15 protein-coding genes, 1 other RNA gene and 1 pseudogene are annotated in these 13,606 nt (G+C 62.5%); 7 read left to right on the forward strand and 10 right to left on the reverse strand.

The genetic code is table 11. The features are described from left to right. The 8 genes and pseudogenes from GPA21_RS20595 to GPA21_RS03295 form a co-directional block, all read right to left on the reverse strand. A pseudogene (locus GPA21_RS20595) lies at positions 1–461 on the reverse strand (hypothetical protein); the annotation flags it as partial. Positions 462–687: 226 nt separating this feature from the next. Continuing rightward, a complete protein-coding gene (locus GPA21_RS03270; protein ID WP_168986786.1) occupies positions 688–939 on the reverse strand; it encodes a (2Fe-2S)-binding protein in 252 nt (83 codons plus the stop codon). A gap of 10 nt (positions 940–949) precedes the next feature. Next, entirely contained in the window at positions 950–1,153 is a 204-nt protein-coding gene (locus tag GPA21_RS03275) for a hemin uptake protein HemP (protein ID WP_246261729.1), read from the reverse strand. A gap of 141 nt (positions 1,154–1,294) precedes the next feature. Then, a complete protein-coding gene (locus GPA21_RS03280) occupies positions 1,295–1,723 on the reverse strand; it encodes a hypothetical protein (protein WP_168986787.1) in 429 nt (142 codons plus the stop codon). A gap of 8 nt (positions 1,724–1,731) precedes the next feature. Beyond that, positions 1,732–2,916, reverse strand: a complete 1,185-nt coding sequence (locus GPA21_RS03285) for a hypothetical protein (RefSeq protein WP_168986788.1) — start codon at positions 2,914–2,916, stop codon at positions 1,732–1,734. Beyond that, positions 2,913–4,289, reverse strand: coding sequence for a putative bifunctional diguanylate cyclase/phosphodiesterase (locus GPA21_RS20805; protein WP_246261731.1), 1,377 nt, complete (start codon positions 4,287–4,289; stop codon positions 2,913–2,915). The genes GPA21_RS03285 and GPA21_RS20805 overlap by 4 nt, the downstream gene beginning before the upstream one ends. A 132-nt stretch (positions 4,290–4,421) precedes the next feature. Next, a complete protein-coding gene (locus tag GPA21_RS20810; RefSeq protein WP_246261733.1) occupies positions 4,422–5,255 on the reverse strand; it encodes a HAMP domain-containing protein in 834 nt (277 codons plus the stop codon). 264 nt (positions 5,256–5,519) lie between these two features. Further along, positions 5,520–6,899, reverse strand: coding sequence for a malonyl-CoA decarboxylase (locus GPA21_RS03295; RefSeq protein ID WP_211163401.1), 1,380 nt, complete (start codon positions 6,897–6,899; stop codon positions 5,520–5,522). A gap of 182 nt (positions 6,900–7,081) precedes the next feature. Between GPA21_RS03295 and GPA21_RS03300 the strand changes: the two genes are divergently transcribed. The 3 genes from GPA21_RS03300 to GPA21_RS03310 all read left to right on the forward strand — a co-directional run bounded on the left by GPA21_RS03300 (position 7,082) and on the right by GPA21_RS03310 (position 9,287). Next, entirely contained in the window at positions 7,082–8,155 is a 1,074-nt protein-coding gene (locus GPA21_RS03300) for a sensor histidine kinase (RefSeq protein ID WP_168986789.1), read from the forward strand. Further along, positions 8,152–8,805, forward strand: coding sequence for a response regulator (locus GPA21_RS03305; RefSeq protein WP_168986790.1), 654 nt, complete (start codon positions 8,152–8,154; stop codon positions 8,803–8,805). Before GPA21_RS03300 ends, GPA21_RS03305 begins: the two co-directional genes overlap by 4 nt. Before the next feature lie 86 nt (positions 8,806–8,891). Then, positions 8,892–9,287 carry a response regulator transcription factor gene (locus tag GPA21_RS03310; protein ID WP_168986791.1) on the forward strand — a complete coding sequence of 132 codons (396 nt, stop codon included), beginning with the start codon at positions 8,892–8,894 and terminating at the stop codon, positions 9,285–9,287. Positions 9,288–9,306: 19 nt separating this feature from the next. Here the strand turns inward: GPA21_RS03310 and lgt are convergent, their stop codons facing one another. After that, entirely contained in the window at positions 9,307–10,110 is an 804-nt protein-coding gene (gene lgt / locus GPA21_RS03315; protein ID WP_168986792.1) for a prolipoprotein diacylglyceryl transferase, read from the reverse strand. Positions 10,111–10,127: 17 nt separating this feature from the next. Continuing rightward, on the reverse strand, positions 10,128–10,805 hold the full coding sequence (locus tag GPA21_RS03320) for a YceH family protein (protein WP_168986793.1): 678 nt from the start codon (positions 10,803–10,805) through the stop codon (positions 10,128–10,130). Between the two features lie 150 nt (positions 10,806–10,955). Between GPA21_RS03320 and ilvD the strand changes: the two genes are divergently transcribed. From ilvD to ssrS, 4 genes are all read left to right on the forward strand, one after another. After that, positions 10,956–12,806 (forward strand): dihydroxy-acid dehydratase, encoded by a 1,851-nt coding sequence (gene ilvD / locus GPA21_RS03325; RefSeq protein WP_168986794.1) that lies wholly within the window; start codon positions 10,956–10,958, stop codon positions 12,804–12,806. Between the two features lie 87 nt (positions 12,807–12,893). Beyond that, positions 12,894–13,088, forward strand: a complete 195-nt coding sequence (locus tag GPA21_RS03330) for a hypothetical protein (protein ID WP_168986795.1) — start codon at positions 12,894–12,896, stop codon at positions 13,086–13,088. A gap of 1 nt (position 13,089) precedes the next feature. Beyond that, positions 13,090–13,392, forward strand: a complete 303-nt coding sequence (locus GPA21_RS03335) for a cell division protein ZapA (protein ID WP_168986796.1) — start codon at positions 13,090–13,092, stop codon at positions 13,390–13,392. Between the two features lie 28 nt (positions 13,393–13,420). Then, positions 13,421–13,603, forward strand: a non-coding RNA gene (gene ssrS, locus GPA21_RS03340) — 6S RNA. Positions 13,604–13,606: the final 3 nt, after the last annotated feature.

Genomic DNA, 13,606 nt, shown 5'->3' on the forward strand with positions numbered 1-13,606 from the left:
GGCTCAGGCTTTGGTTCGGGTTTGGGCGGGGGCGTTTCGATGACGGGCTCTGGCGTCGGCTGCACGACTGGCTCAGGCGCGGGCGGTGGTGGCGTCAAAACCGGCGTGGGAGGCGAGGCGAGGTCATGGCTTTCTGCGACCGGGAAGCTGTCGCTTACTGGGTCGGATGTCTCACCGGCAGCGTCGGGGCCCGCAATGAGCGCAATCGAAATGGGCGCTGCGATGACGACGGGCTGGCTGACAGCGAGATGTGTGAGTGCGAAAGCCCCGGCGATGTGGAGCGTACAGACGAGCAGGAGCACGAGCCTGCGCTCGCGCTTGCTGCTGCAGGTCACCGCGACGTGGTCTCGCCCCGTCGACCTCGGGGGGAGGGCGAACTTGACCCCGCGTGGCGTCTCGGCGGCGTTGGTCAGGTCTGCGTAAAGCGTGGGCGAAGGTGAAAGACTCAGGGTCGATTGCATCGTGTTACTGCGTATCCCGACGTGGGCCGGTCAGCGGAGGATGAGTTCGGCTACCAAACCCATCACCAGCAGCAGGACCGTGGTACGCACTGGGGCGAAAGCTCGTGGCGAGTGCGCCGGATGGGCACGAACGATCGACTGTCGAAGCATCGCGAACACCGATGAGGATGTGCAGCCTGATGGAGGGTGTGCGTTTCGGGCCGGGTTCATGGTCATGCCAAAAGTTTCACGATGCTTGGGGTTCGAACCCGGGGGCGCCGCCGGTCAGGGCCTGTAATGCGCGGACTGCGAGGCTGTCCTGCGCGGCGTCGGATCGCTCCAGCGCGCTGTTCAGACACTGCTTGGCGCAGGTTGCGCAACGATTGCACTCGGTTGTCACGCCCAGGTTCTGCCTGAGGTCTCGCATGCGGCGGGCACCCTGTTTCACGGCGTGCTCGATGTGGCGCTCGGTGACGGCGTTGCAGACGCAGATGTACATGGTGGTCGCCCTATTTCGTGAGAATCAGCTTTCCGGCACGCGTGGTTCGCAGGGTGTAGCGCGTGCCTTCATGATCGATGGTGACGCTGGTACGGCCCTTCAGGATCACCTCGCTGTGAAGCGGGGTCGCCTCGATATGCTCGTCTCCGTCGCGCATCGCGGTCAGTGGATCCGAGCTTGAGGGGTCAGGCGTTACCGGTTGACTGGAATGCATTCGGTTGTCCAAACACAAATAAGAATGATTGGCATTTAAATACAGGAGCGGGGTCAGGTCAAGCAGAAATTTCGATGCGCTGTGTGACGAAGGGCACGGAACTCGTGCCAGTCGGAGGAACGACCAAGTCTCCCCGCGTGCTCAAGGCAGCAAAAGCAGGATCCGGATGCCTTCCGCAACCTCGTTCGCGGGCAGGTAGCCAATGGCGTTGGGGTCGGCCTTCACGACGGCGCTGACACTGGCGGTGCCCGTAAGTTGTTGAGGCGGGCGGGCTCGACCGGAAAAGACCATGCGCGACCAATGTGCTCTGGTTTGAAGTGCGTTCTTGCGGATGAGTGCCTCATAGAAGCTATCGCGAAGCTGCCCGGGGGGTTGGTCCAGGAGGCGCACCGGTGTGCCGTCGCGCAGTGAGCTCGTACGCCCGGAATAGAGTTCCTCAGCCTCTTCGCGACTGATCATGGCTACCGCGCCATCCATGCCGGATACCAATGCAATCTGTTCGTCCGCGCGGGCATGGACGTTCAGTATCGACACCAGACCGATCAGGATCGATAGCAGGAGACACCGCATGGCTCGGCTCAGAATACGATATCCATCGAAAGGCCTAGGGTGTCCAGCCTGCGGCCACTCGGTGTTATCCCGCTGCGATCGTTGGCTGGGAAGAAAGCGCCCCATGCTTTTCGCCGAACCTTGGTTCGGGTCCACTGCGCTTTCACGGCGATGTCGGGGCCGACATCCCATCTGGCGCCGACGCTCAGGCTGCGCTGGGCATTGCTCCGTGATGCGCGGTAGGCCTCGAGTAGCGGGCTGGATGGATAACGGGGCGCTACGGATCGATCCCGTTTGTTCTCCGCGTAGGTGACGAAGGGCGTGATGTTTCCTGACCGATACCCTGCGGTCACATGCCAGCCGGTGGAGGATGTCACGAATCGGTCGACCTGCCGTCGCGCAATCTCTCCGCTGAGGTGGAGGCGGTCACCCTCCCATTGTGCGCCGATGGAGGTGAAGCGCGCCGTCGCGTCGCGGCCGCTCAGTTGCGGAGCGACCGAAGGTGCGGCCAGTTCAACCATGCTATGGAGCGGATCTCCGTAACGAATCGCCAGGCGCCCCTGGGCATGGCCGATCCGGAATTGCAGGCCGCTGCCTTCCAGGCCGAGCGACAATCCGGCCATCCTGTTGAGTCGGCCGCTGCCTTGCGGAAAGCGTATCGTGCTCTCTGCACCAAGAAAGGGCTGGACTTCGAGGTGAAGTCCGCCCGGGCCAACGCGCCTCCGGTACAACATGTCGAGTCCGACAACCTCGTTGAAGGGGTTCAGCCCGTAGACCTCAACCGGTGGCCGCATCCAGATGTGCGCATAGTTGACGTCCATGCTGTCGGAGAGCATGAAGAATGGTGCCCGCAAGCGTCCGCCGCGCAGCGTGAGTCCCGGTGTGAGATCGTGGCTGATGAAGGCCCAGTTGACGCGTGGTCGGTACTCACGTCCGTGGCGATCGGCAATGCTCACCTGCACTGTCGCCGACGTGTTGGTGGTGAAACGCCGAATCACCTGGACATTGAGAGACGAATCAGCGCCAACGTCGATGCGAGATGGTCGGGTGCGTGTTCTTGCCGGATGATTGAAATAGACCTTGTCATCGTCTGTCTTCACCGCGCCCAGCGTGCCGAAGCCCGAAAAATGCCAGTCGCTGGCCGAGACGCCCGTGATCGGGGTGGCGCCAAGCATCAGGCCAAGCGCCGTGATCTTCAGCAGTGAGTGTTTCAATCTCGATCTCCTTCGCCGCGCGCCAACCACATTTCGTGAGCTTGTCCGGTCTGCATGGGCTTGCCGAACAGGTAGCCCTGTCCATAGTCGCAGCCAAGGTCGCGCAGGATGACCAACTGCCGCTCGTCCTCGATCCATTCGGCGATGACTTTCATGCCCAGGTCATGCGCGAGCTCGATGCTGTGTTGCACGATCGTGCGCAATCGCTCGTCGTCCGCGATGCGTCGGATGAATGCACCGTCGAACTTGATCAGGTCGCAGGGGATCGAGTGCAGGTAGCTCAGTGCGGAGTATCCGGTGCCGAAGTCGTCGATCATGATCTGGAAGCCCGCGTTGCGGAGCTCGTCGACGGATTGCTGGGCCGACCCCGTCAGGTCCGCAAGCACGCTCTCGGTTATCTCGAAACGGAGGCAATCGGGTGGCAAGCCGGTGTCCTGGGCACGTTCGATCAATGCGTGCACCAATGCCGGATTGGCCAGTTGCACGGCCGAGAGGTTGATGCTGATCGGCACAAGTGGTCGCTCAGGTTGTGCCTCCCGCCATTTCTTGAGCACCTTGCATGCCTGCTGCACTGTGCGCAGACTGACTTGCTGAATCAGTCCCCGTGTTTCTGCGATCGGGATGAAATCCTCGGGCAGAAGAATCCCGAGCTCCGGGTGAACCCACCGGGCCAATGCCTCGAAACTGCTGAGCCGCTGGTCGGCGAGCGATACGATGGGCTGCAGGTGGATGTCGATGCCTCGCGTGAGCATCGCGTTTCTCAGATCGGCTTCGAGTTTCAGCGTGCGCAGTGCTTTCGAATGCATTGACGCATGAAACACGGCGACTGCGGAATCGCCGCTGCGCTTTGCCTCATGCAGGGCGTTGTCGGAGTCTCTCAGCAGGCTTTCCGGTTTTGAGTCGTGATCCTCAACCAGAGCTACACCGATATGCACCTTGGGGAAAAACGCGTGTGCGTCATTGCCGATGCGAGCCGGGGCGGAAATGGCCTCGCGCAGTAGTTCCGCAATTCGCAAGCCCTCTTCCTCGGATCCGATATCGTTGGCCAGCACCGCAAACTGGTCTCCACCAATGCGCGCGACGATGTCGCCCCGCCGAACCGTGCGTGAGATTCGGTCGCCAACTTCACGCAGCAGTTCGTCACCCGCGGCGTGTCCGAAGCTGTCGTTGACGAGGTGGAATCTTTCGAGGTTGATCGTAAGCACCGCGAAGACGAATCTGCGATTGGTCGCCCGACGCCCGAGCGCACCGCCAAGGTGCTCCATGAAGAGCGCTCGGTTCGGGAGTGAGGTGAGCTTGTCGTGGAAGGCATCGTGAACGAGTTGTTCTTCGGCCAGCTTCTGCAGGTGGATGTCGCTTATGGAGCCTGCCATTCGATAGGCACGGCCGTTTTCGCCTCTCAGGGCCACGCCACGCACAAGCGCCCAGCGGGTCTGACCGTCCGGCAAGGTGACTTGCAGCTCGGTCTTGAACTGATTGGAATAGCCCTTGAGGTGAGCGATGAGCTACTCGCGCCGCGAGTCGAGTTCGGCCGGGTTCATCCGCTTCGGGATCTCGTCCTGGGAGATCTTGGAGGCGCCCTGCGGAAGGCCGAAGATGTCGCTGAAACGTTGCGAAACGTAAAGGGTCTTTGCGGGGATGTCCCAGTCCCACAATCCGTCGTTTGCGCCTTTCATCGCAAGCGCGTAGCGCTCTTCACTGCCTCGCAGCTTGCTCGCGGTCTGGTCGAGTTCGTCTATCCGTGCCTGCAGGCTGTCGGCCATGAGGTTGAAGCGCTTGGCAAGGTCCGACAATTCGTCGTTGCCCTTCTCGGGAATCCGGTGCGCCAGTCGGCCCTCGGCCAGTGCAAGGCTGCCATCGAGGAGGCGGCGAAGGTTGCGGGTGAGGAGGTAGCCGATGCTCGACAACAGTAGAAGGGTGAGAATGATCTCTGCGAGCGCAATCATTGCGCCCTGGCGGAAGATCGCCTGCTGCGCGATCGCCAGGACCGAAGCCGAAACGCCGAACTGCAGAAAGCCGACCGTGTTGCCTTCAAGGAGCAGGGGGGTGCGGATGTGGATCAGGTGTTGAGACCCGTTGCCGCGCTGCAGGGTCGGGCTGCGTTGTGCTTCGGGCAGCTCCTGCATCTGCGGCATGCCGGCAGTCACGAGAGCGACACCGTCGGCGTCGACGACCCGAACATAGACAAGGCCCTCGTTGGCGTCGAGCAACAGTTCCCCGAGCACATCCTGCATCGCCTCGAAGCGACGTTGCTCACCGTACGCCGTGGCGAGCGCGTGAAGCATGGAGGCATTCTGCTCGACCATGACCTCGAGGCTTGCCTCGGTTGCCTCCTGCATCAACCGGACACTATTGAATATCAACAGGGACAATAACGCGACCTGCACCAGCGTGCTGGCAAGCAGAAGCCGAAATCGTATCGATGATCGAGTGGACGACAAGCGCAAGGCGGGCCCCAGGCAGGCGTACCCTCGCCCTGACACGAGCGGGTTCGTGAAAACGCCCACAGAAATGAACACGAGTTTAGCTTATCGCCCACGGCATAAGATATGCATAAAAAATTATGTGCGTCGGCGACCGCAGCCATGGCCGCGTCGGAAATACTAGTGATCAAGCAGCCTGCGCAGTGAAGCGGTGGCATCGATTCGACCGTCTTCAGCATGTGCCTCGAGGTTTTCCTCTATGCGGTCCGGGTCGTAAAGATAGTTCACCATCATGCCCCAGGACTGCGCGATGCCCTTGTCCGAACGGTCAGCCATCCAGTTCAGTCTTTCGACTCGTGCGCCGTTGCCCAGATGAAAGCGGGCGACCGGGTCGAGCGGGCGAACGCCCTTCTTCTCGCCCAGCAGGTAACGGGCGGCGACCCGGGTCAATGGCGGGCGCAGCGCACGGGAGAGGGCCGTGTCGTGCTCTGGCAGGTGTTCGCCTGCGAGTACCGACTCAAGCAATGGCGCCTGGGGTCCGTCGATGCCCGCTTCGGCCAGGCGCTTCCAGTCGCTTGTGCTGAATGCCGCGAGCACCTTGTCGCGGTTGCCACGGGCCCAGCTTGTCAGGCCCGGTATCGGCGACAGCGTGGCGAAGGTCTTGAGTTTTGGAAAGTCGCGCTTGAGATCGTCCACCACTCGCTTCAGCAGGAAGTTGCCGAACGAGACCCCGCGCAGCCCCGGTTGCGTATTGCTGATCGAGTAGAAGATCGCAGTGGTCGCGCGGGACGAATCGAATACCGGTGCATGCTCGTCGAGCAGACTCTGAACGTTGTCGGCGAGATCCTCGAGCAGTGCGACCTCGACGAAGATCAAAGGCTCCATCGGCATGCGTGGATGGAAGAAGGCGTAACAGCGGCGGTCGGCGTCGAGTCGGTTCTTGAGGTCGCGCCATGACGAGATTTCGTGGACCGCTTCATATTCGACGATTTTCTCCAGCAGCGCGGCCGGTGAATGCCAGGTGAGCCGGGTAAGCTCCAGGAAGCCGACGTCGAACCATGTCGTGAGCGCGGCTTCAAGTTCATGATCGAGCACCGCAAGCTCCGGCGCTTTGCGCAGATGGCGCAACAGGTCGGCGCGCATGTCGACAAGGAACTTCACACCCTGGGCGATGGCATTGAATTGCGTGAGAATCCGCAGGCGCGCCGATGCGGTCGCCTCGCGCAGACGGCCCTCGGCTTCCCATTGAGCGTCGGTGCCGAGCGCGGCCTGATAATCGGCGTGAGCTTCGGCGATACGTGCAGGGTCGGGGCCGAACTCGAGCGCAATCATGCGCAGAAAGGCAAGGCGACCTGCGTCATCCAGCTCAAGGTAAGTCTGGGCCAGGCGTGCGGCGCGTTGCCGCGTCGACACCTCGCCACCGCGATTTTCGGCGCATTCCTGCAATTGCTGCCGGACGCGCTCGAGCATTCGCTCGGGTGACTCGCCGACCAGACTGGTGGCGCTGGCGACTATTTCCCGGACCTTGGAGAGGCCGCGCGCGACGAGACTGCTTGCCATGATGACTCCTGTTCGGTTGGCCGGTCCGATCGGTGCGTCGTCTCGCTTCCGATTGACCAGGCGTTGTACTGTCGACCCTTGAGAGCGATAAGCGCGCAGTCGGTTCATCGTTCATTCTTGCTCATACTACTTGTGCGTCATTCGGCATGGAAACAAAACCCGCGCGCACGTGCGCAACCGATATGGAAACGACTCAAGAAAACCAGGCGCGTAAGGCCCTCGAGGACAGCGAGACGCGCCTGCGCCTCGCCATGAAGGCGACCGGGCTGGGTTTGTGGGACTTCCGTCGAGGCGAGGAAATCGTCGGGAGCAATGATGAAGTCGCGCGGCTGCTTGGCTACCGCCCTGAGGAGTTCGCTGAGACCCGCGCCGCCTTCGTCGCGCGTCTTCATCCCGACGATCGGGAGCGGGTGCGACGTTGCTTTCGCGACTATCTTGACGGCAGGCGAGATGACTACGCGATCGAGTTCCGCATGCGTACCCGCGACGGCCATTACCGCTGGTTCCGTTCGGTCGGACAAATCGTCGAGCGTGACCCCGGCGGCAATGCGAGCCGTGTGATCGGCACCTATCTCGACATCGACGAACAGGTCAGGGCAATGGCGCGGCTCGAGGAGCTGTCGGCGCGTCTGCTGTCCGTTCAGGAGGATGAGCGTGGCAGGCTGGCGCGCGAACTGCACGACGAGCTCGGACAGCGGCTCACCGCAATCAAGTTCAATGTTCATGCGATCGGCCGCGATCCGCAGGCTGCGGACGTCTCGCGAAGGGTAGCGGATTGCCTGACGCTGCTGGATGACACCCTCGCACGGGTGCGGGAGCGGGCGCTGGATCTGCGCCCGACGCTGCTGGACGACATGGGCCTGGGCGCTGCGCTTGAGTGGTATTGCCGCCGTCAGGAGGAGCGTGCCGACGTGTGCATTCTGCTCGATGGTGTCGACCGGCTCGGCGCCTTGCCCGACGAGCTTGTGACCAACGCGTACAGATTGGTGCAGGAGTCGGTCTCGAATGCGTTGCGCCACTCGGGGTGCTCGACGATCTGTGTCAGTCTGGAGTGTCAGCCGGATTGCCTTCAAATCGTCGTGACTGACGACGGTCAGGGTTTCGATCCGGCTCCTGATGGCAGCGCTGGCTTCGGCCTGATGGCAATGCGCGAACGGGTCGCACTGGTCGGCGGACGTTTTTCCCTGGGCAGTGTCGTCGGCCAGGGTACGCGGATTACCGCCGCGCTGCCGATCGAGCCGGGTATGCAGCCATGAGCGGGCTGAGACGAACCGTACTGGTTGTCGACGACCATGCATTGGTACGAAGCGGAATTCGTTCCCTGGTCAACAGCTTTGCCGGATTCGAGGTCATTGGCGAGGCCGCCGATGGGCGTCAGGCGGTCGCTATGGCCCGGCAGCTTGCGCCTGACGTCGTGCTTCTCGACATCAGCATGCCCGAACTCGATGGCCTCGAGGCTGCCGAACGTATCACGCGGATGCTCCCGGAGAGCAAGGTGCTGGTGTTGTCGATGCATGCCACCGAGCACCATGTGCGCCAGGCGCTGGCACGAGGCGTTGCTGGTTACGTGATCAAGGACGTCGCACCCGAGACGCTCGAGCACGCCTTGAACAGCGTGGCGGCCGGACAGCGCTACCTGTCACCACCGCTTTCATCGAACCTGCTGGCCGCCGACCTGATGCGACAGGACGAAGGTGATCGCATCTTGACGGGACGTCAGCGCGAAATTCTTCAGCTCATCGCGGAGGGGCGCAGCAGCCGCGAAATCGCCGAGCGCCTGCACATCAGCGTCAAGACCGTCGAAACCCATCGTGCGCAGTTGATGCAGCGTCTCGAGATCTACGATGTCGCGGGCTTGACCCGCTACGCGATTCGCACCGGCCTGGTTTCCGCCGATCTCGAGTGACCAAGTTAACACTCTCTGTCAAATCCCTGATGTCATTCTGTTGTGGTTTGTAGCATCATTGCGCATATCGCATCAGGATATCGAGAATGCATCAGGAGCTTTCCTCTCTGCCCAACGACAACAACCGACGGCCACGTTTGCGGGTTGCGCTTGTGACGTCGGCTGCGGCGCATGGCGAAGTGGTTGCACGCCTTGCATCGGCTTGCGCAGAGATCGAGCTGGTGGGGCACGCGGACACGGAGACCGAGGCAGTGAGACTCTACTTTCACTCCCGGCCGGAAGTCATGGTGCTCGATTCGCGCCTGATTCCCGACGAACCTGCGCGCCTGCTGGGCATGCTCAAGCGCATCGCACCGAATGCGCTCATCGTTTCTCTCGTGCCGTCGCTCGATTCGATGCAGGCCTTGGCGGTCAGGGCGGTCGGGGCCGACCGCGTCGCCACGCCTTCGGCGTTGGGCGCAACGCTCGCCGCACTCGCCTGAAGCTACAAAAAGGCGAGCGTCAGACGCGTGAAAATGGCGCCTCTCCGCGAACCCTCAGCCACAGCCAGATCCCGACCACAATCATCGGGACACACAGCCACTGAGCGGTGCTCAAACCGAGGCTCAGCGTGCCGAAAATGCCAGGATCCGGCGTTCTGAAGAACTCGGCGATGAAGCGCAAGCTACCATAGCCCACCAGAAACACCGCAGACACCGCCTTGAGCGGGCGGGGTTTCGCTGCGTAGAGCCACAGGATCACGAATAGCAGCAAACCCTCGCCCAGTGCCTGGTAGAGCTGCGATGGATGCCTTGGTAGCGCGTCGACCCACGGAAACACCATCGCCCAGGGGAGTTCGCTGGTCACCGGGCGCCCCCACAACTCGCCATTGATGAAGTTGCCGATGCGTCCGGCGGCGAGGCCGGTCGGAACCAGCGGCGCGATGAAGTCGGTGACCGCCCAGAAGCTCCGGCCGTGTTTGTGGGCGTATAGCGCCATTGCCACCAGCACGCCGAGAAAACCGCCGTGAAAGCTCATTCCGCCGCGCCAGATGGCGAAGATCTCAAGTGGGTTCGACAGGTAATAACCCGGATTGAAGAACAACACCTCGCCAAGCCGGCCGCCGATGATCACGCCGAGCACGCCATAGAGCAGCAAGTCGTCGATCGCCCGCGCATCCCAGCCAAGCTCTGGCCTGCGCTTTGCGTGAGTGCGGCCAAGCACGATGAAAAGCACGAAGGCCAGCAGATACATCAGCCCGTACCAGTGAATGGAGACCGGGCCGATCGCGATGGCGACCGGGTCGAACTGCGGGTGCATCAGCATGCGGTTTTCCGTAGGGATTATTCGAACTGCGCCTTGAACTGGGCGAAGGCTTCGCGCAGCTCGGCGACTTCCTCGCGCAGGCGCGCCACCTCGGCGGCCAGTTCGGCGCTGCCGGAGAAGGCACGGCTGCGGTCGGTAGCGGCGCGCTGTGCGGCTTCGGCAAGCTCATCCTCGGAAAGTTCGCCGCCGAGCAGGTGGGCGATACGGGGCTCCTTCGTTCCGGGCGCGCGTGGCAACGTCGTGACCATCGGTGGAAACTTGTCGGCAAGGTGTTCGAGCGCAGCCTCGACAGCGGCGATGTCGGCGAAGTTGTGCATGCGCTCCGCGCGCTGGCGCAGCTCGCCTGCGGTTTGCGGGCCGCGCAACATCAGCAGGGCGAGCAAGGCCTGTTCCGCGGGTGGCAGTGAGAAGCGCAGTCGCACCAGGTGCTCGTACTTCGGTACCCGGGCACTTGCCGAATCGCGCTGTGACACCAGCCGGCGCGCGCTCAGGCGGTCGATGGCATCCTGCACCTCGGCATCGGCCAGACGCATCACCGGGTCACGGGCCGTCTGCTGATTGCACCCGGTGGTGATCGCATTGATCGACATCGGATAGTTGTCTGGAGTCAGAAAAGCCTTCTCTATGAGTACGCCCAATACGCGGATCTCGGTTTCGTCGAGATCGAAGCCTTCGTTCTGTCGGTCGTTGTCCATGGGGTTCTCAGGGTCCAAGTGAGTCGCTGTCGGAGCAGATGATAGCTGACCCGGAGCGGGATCTGCGCCCGCGCGCTTCCCGGCCATGCCCGACAGCCTGCTAGAATTGAGCGGTTAAACAAACCACGCTGCGCACAAGTCGAGGACACCATGCCCCAATATCGCTCACGCACATCGACCGCAGGCCGCAACATGGCCGGCGCCCGCGCCCTGTGGCGTGCCACCGGGATGAAGGACGGCGACTTCGAGAAACCGATCATCGCCATCTCCAACAGCTTCACCCAGTTCGTGCCCGGCCATGTTCACCTCAAGGACCTGGGTCAGCTGGTCGCTCGAGAGATCGAGGCGGCGGGCGGCGTCGCCAAGGAGTTCAACACCATCGCGGTCGATGACGGGATCGCGATGGGGCATGGCGGCATGCTGTACTCCCTGCCCTCGCGCGAACTGATCGCGGACAGCGTCGAGTACATGGTCAATGCCCACACCGCTGATGCGCTGGTGTGCATCTCGAACTGCGACAAGATCACCCCGGGCATGCTGATGGCCGCGATGCGGCTCAACATCCCGACGATTTTCGTCTCGGGCGGCCCGATGGAGGCTGGAAAGGTCAAGTGGGAGAACAAGGTCTTCGCAATTGACCTGGTGGACGCCATGGTCAAGGCCGCCGATGACAGCTGCTCGGACGAGGAAGTGGCTGAGATTGAACGCTCGGCCTGCCCCACCTGCGGCTCATGCTCGGGCATGTTCACCGCCAATTCGATGAACTGCCTCACCGAAGCGCTCGGGCTGTCGCTCCCCGGAAATGGCACGGTGCTGGCAACGCACGCCGATCGCGAGCAGCTGTTCCGCAACGCGGGTCGTCGCATCGTCGGCATGGCCCGCCGCTATTACGAGCAGGACGACGAGAGTGTACTGCCGCGCTCGATCGGCAGTTTCAAGGCCTTCGAGAACGCGGTCACCCTGGACGTGGCCATGGGCGGCTCGACCAACACCGTGTTGCATCTGCTCGCGGCGGCGCGTGAAGCCCAGGTCGATTTCACGATGAAGGACATCGATCGCATCTCGCGCACGGTGCCTTGCCTGTGCAAGGTCGCGCCCGCGGTGCCGGATGTCCATATCGAGGATGTTCACCGGGCTGGCGGCATCATGGGCATTCTCGGCGAACTCGACCGCGCGGGGCTGCTCCACACCGATGTGCCGACGGTGCACTCGCGCACGCTTGGCGAAGCCCTGCATCAATGGGACGTAATGCATGCGCACGACACCGCCGTGTTCGACTTCTACCGTGCCGCACCCGGTGGTGTGCCGACGCAGCAGGCGTTCTCCCAGGACAGGCGCTGGAAGGAGCTCGATCTCGATCGCACCGGCGGCGTGATCCGTGACAAGGCCAATGCCTTCAGCGCCGATGGTGGGCTGGCGGTGCTTTACGGCAACATCGCTGAGAAGGGCTGCATCGTGAAGACCGCCGGGGTCGACGAGTCGATCTGGGTGTTCAAGGGGCGGGCGCGGGTCTTCGAGAGCCAGGATTCAGCGGTTGAGGCGATTCTCGACGACCAGATCGTAGCGGGCGACGTAGTCGTCATCCGCTACGAAGGGCCCAAGGGCGGGCCGGGCATGCAGGAGATGCTCTACCCGACCAGCTACCTGAAGTCCAAGGGGTTGGGCAAAGCCTGCGCGTTGCTGACCGACGGTCGTTTCTCCGGGGGTACATCCGGTTTGTCGATCGGCCATGCCTCTCCCGAAGCCGCCTGTGGCGGTGCCATTGCGCTCGTCGAGGAGGGTGACGTCATCGAGATCGACATTCCCGCGCGAAGCATTCGGCTCGCAGTGGCGGACGATGTGCTTGCCGTGCGTCGTGCGGCCATGGAAGCGCGTGGTGCTGCGGCCTGGAAACCGGCCAATCGAGAGCGTTTCGTCAGTGCCGCCCTGCAGGCCTATGCGGCGCTCACCACCAGCGCTGACACCGGGGCGGTGCGCGACGTGACCCAAGTGCAGCGGTGACTCGGACCGGACGATCCGGCCTGGTCCGGGTCGTCCATTACCCAGTCATATTGACCGCCCGAAACCAGCCAACTACTATCGGACGCCATGGATAACGAACTCAGCAGACTCGAGGCGCAGCTGGAACAGCTCATCGGCCTCTACGAGGCGGGCAAGCGCGAACGGCGCGAACTTGCCGAGCGGGTGGTGGCGCTCGAGGCGCACAACCGGCGTCTCTCGGAAAAGGTCGCACTCGCGACCGAAAAGCTCGAGACCATCCTCGAACGTCTGCCGGAGGCCTGACATGGATAACCAGACCCTGGACATCAAGCTGTTCGGCAAGGAATATCGGGTGGCGTGCAAGCCCGACGAGCGCGAGAGGCTGCTCGAAGCGGTTTCCTTTCTTGACGGAAAACTGCGCGAAGCAGCCTCACGCACCAGCGCTGCTGGCGAGAAGCTCGCGGTCATGACCGCGCTCAATATCGCCCACGAGTTCCTGCAGTTTCAGCGCGCCGGAGGGTTTGACATGCCGGGGTTGAAGCGTAGAATCGAACTCATGAATACGCGCCTCGACGGTGTTCTGGCTCAGCAGGAAAAACTCTTCTGAGCCATTGTTCGGGGTGTGTGCAAGGGTCAATCCCCTGCAGTGTTCGTTGAAGCCGTAGATTCCTTGAACCAATGTCGAGAGACATGGTTGCGGACCCTTGAAACCGCTGGTGTGCACGCCCCAAGCCGGGTGAGCCTGATGCGGAAGGAAAGCGACCACCCTGAACCACCGGTTCAGGATGCCCGGCGGAAACGGCACAGGCGGGGGGCCAACA

This window comes from Azoarcus taiwanensis (assembly GCF_012910885.1).
GTDB classification, from domain to species: domain Bacteria; phylum Pseudomonadota; class Gammaproteobacteria; order Burkholderiales; family Rhodocyclaceae; genus Azoarcus_F; species Azoarcus_F taiwanensis.

Coding starts and splice junctions, on each gene's coding strand:
- GPA21_RS03270 (WP_168986786.1), bottom strand. CDS start 939: ATGTACATCTGCGTCTGCAACGCCGTCACCGAGCGCCACATCGAGCAC.
- GPA21_RS03275 (WP_246261729.1), bottom strand. CDS start 1,153: ATGCATTCCAGTCAACCGGTAACGCCTGACCCCTCAAGCTCGGATCCA.
- GPA21_RS03280 (WP_168986787.1), bottom strand. CDS start 1,723: ATGCGGTGTCTCCTGCTATCGATCCTGATCGGTCTGGTGTCGATACTG.
- GPA21_RS20805 (WP_246261731.1), bottom strand. CDS start 4,289: ATGGCAGGCTCCATAAGCGACATCCACCTGCAGAAGCTGGCCGAAGAA.
- GPA21_RS20810 (WP_246261733.1), bottom strand. CDS start 5,255: ATGCAGGAGGCAACCGAGGCAAGCCTCGAGGTCATGGTCGAGCAGAAT.
- GPA21_RS03295 (WP_211163401.1), bottom strand. CDS start 6,899: ATGGCAAGCAGTCTCGTCGCGCGCGGCCTCTCCAAGGTCCGGGAAATA.
- GPA21_RS03300 (WP_168986789.1), top strand. CDS start 7,082: ATGGAAACGACTCAAGAAAACCAGGCGCGTAAGGCCCTCGAGGACAGC.
- GPA21_RS03305 (WP_168986790.1), top strand. CDS start 8,152: ATGAGCGGGCTGAGACGAACCGTACTGGTTGTCGACGACCATGCATTG.
- GPA21_RS03310 (WP_168986791.1), top strand. CDS start 8,892: ATGCATCAGGAGCTTTCCTCTCTGCCCAACGACAACAACCGACGGCCA.
- lgt (WP_168986792.1), bottom strand. CDS start 10,110: ATGCTGATGCACCCGCAGTTCGACCCGGTCGCCATCGCGATCGGCCCG.
- GPA21_RS03320 (WP_168986793.1), bottom strand. CDS start 10,805: ATGGACAACGACCGACAGAACGAAGGCTTCGATCTCGACGAAACCGAG.
- ilvD (WP_168986794.1), top strand. CDS start 10,956: ATGCCCCAATATCGCTCACGCACATCGACCGCAGGCCGCAACATGGCC.
- GPA21_RS03330 (WP_168986795.1), top strand. CDS start 12,894: ATGGATAACGAACTCAGCAGACTCGAGGCGCAGCTGGAACAGCTCATC.
- GPA21_RS03335 (WP_168986796.1), top strand. CDS start 13,090: ATGGATAACCAGACCCTGGACATCAAGCTGTTCGGCAAGGAATATCGG.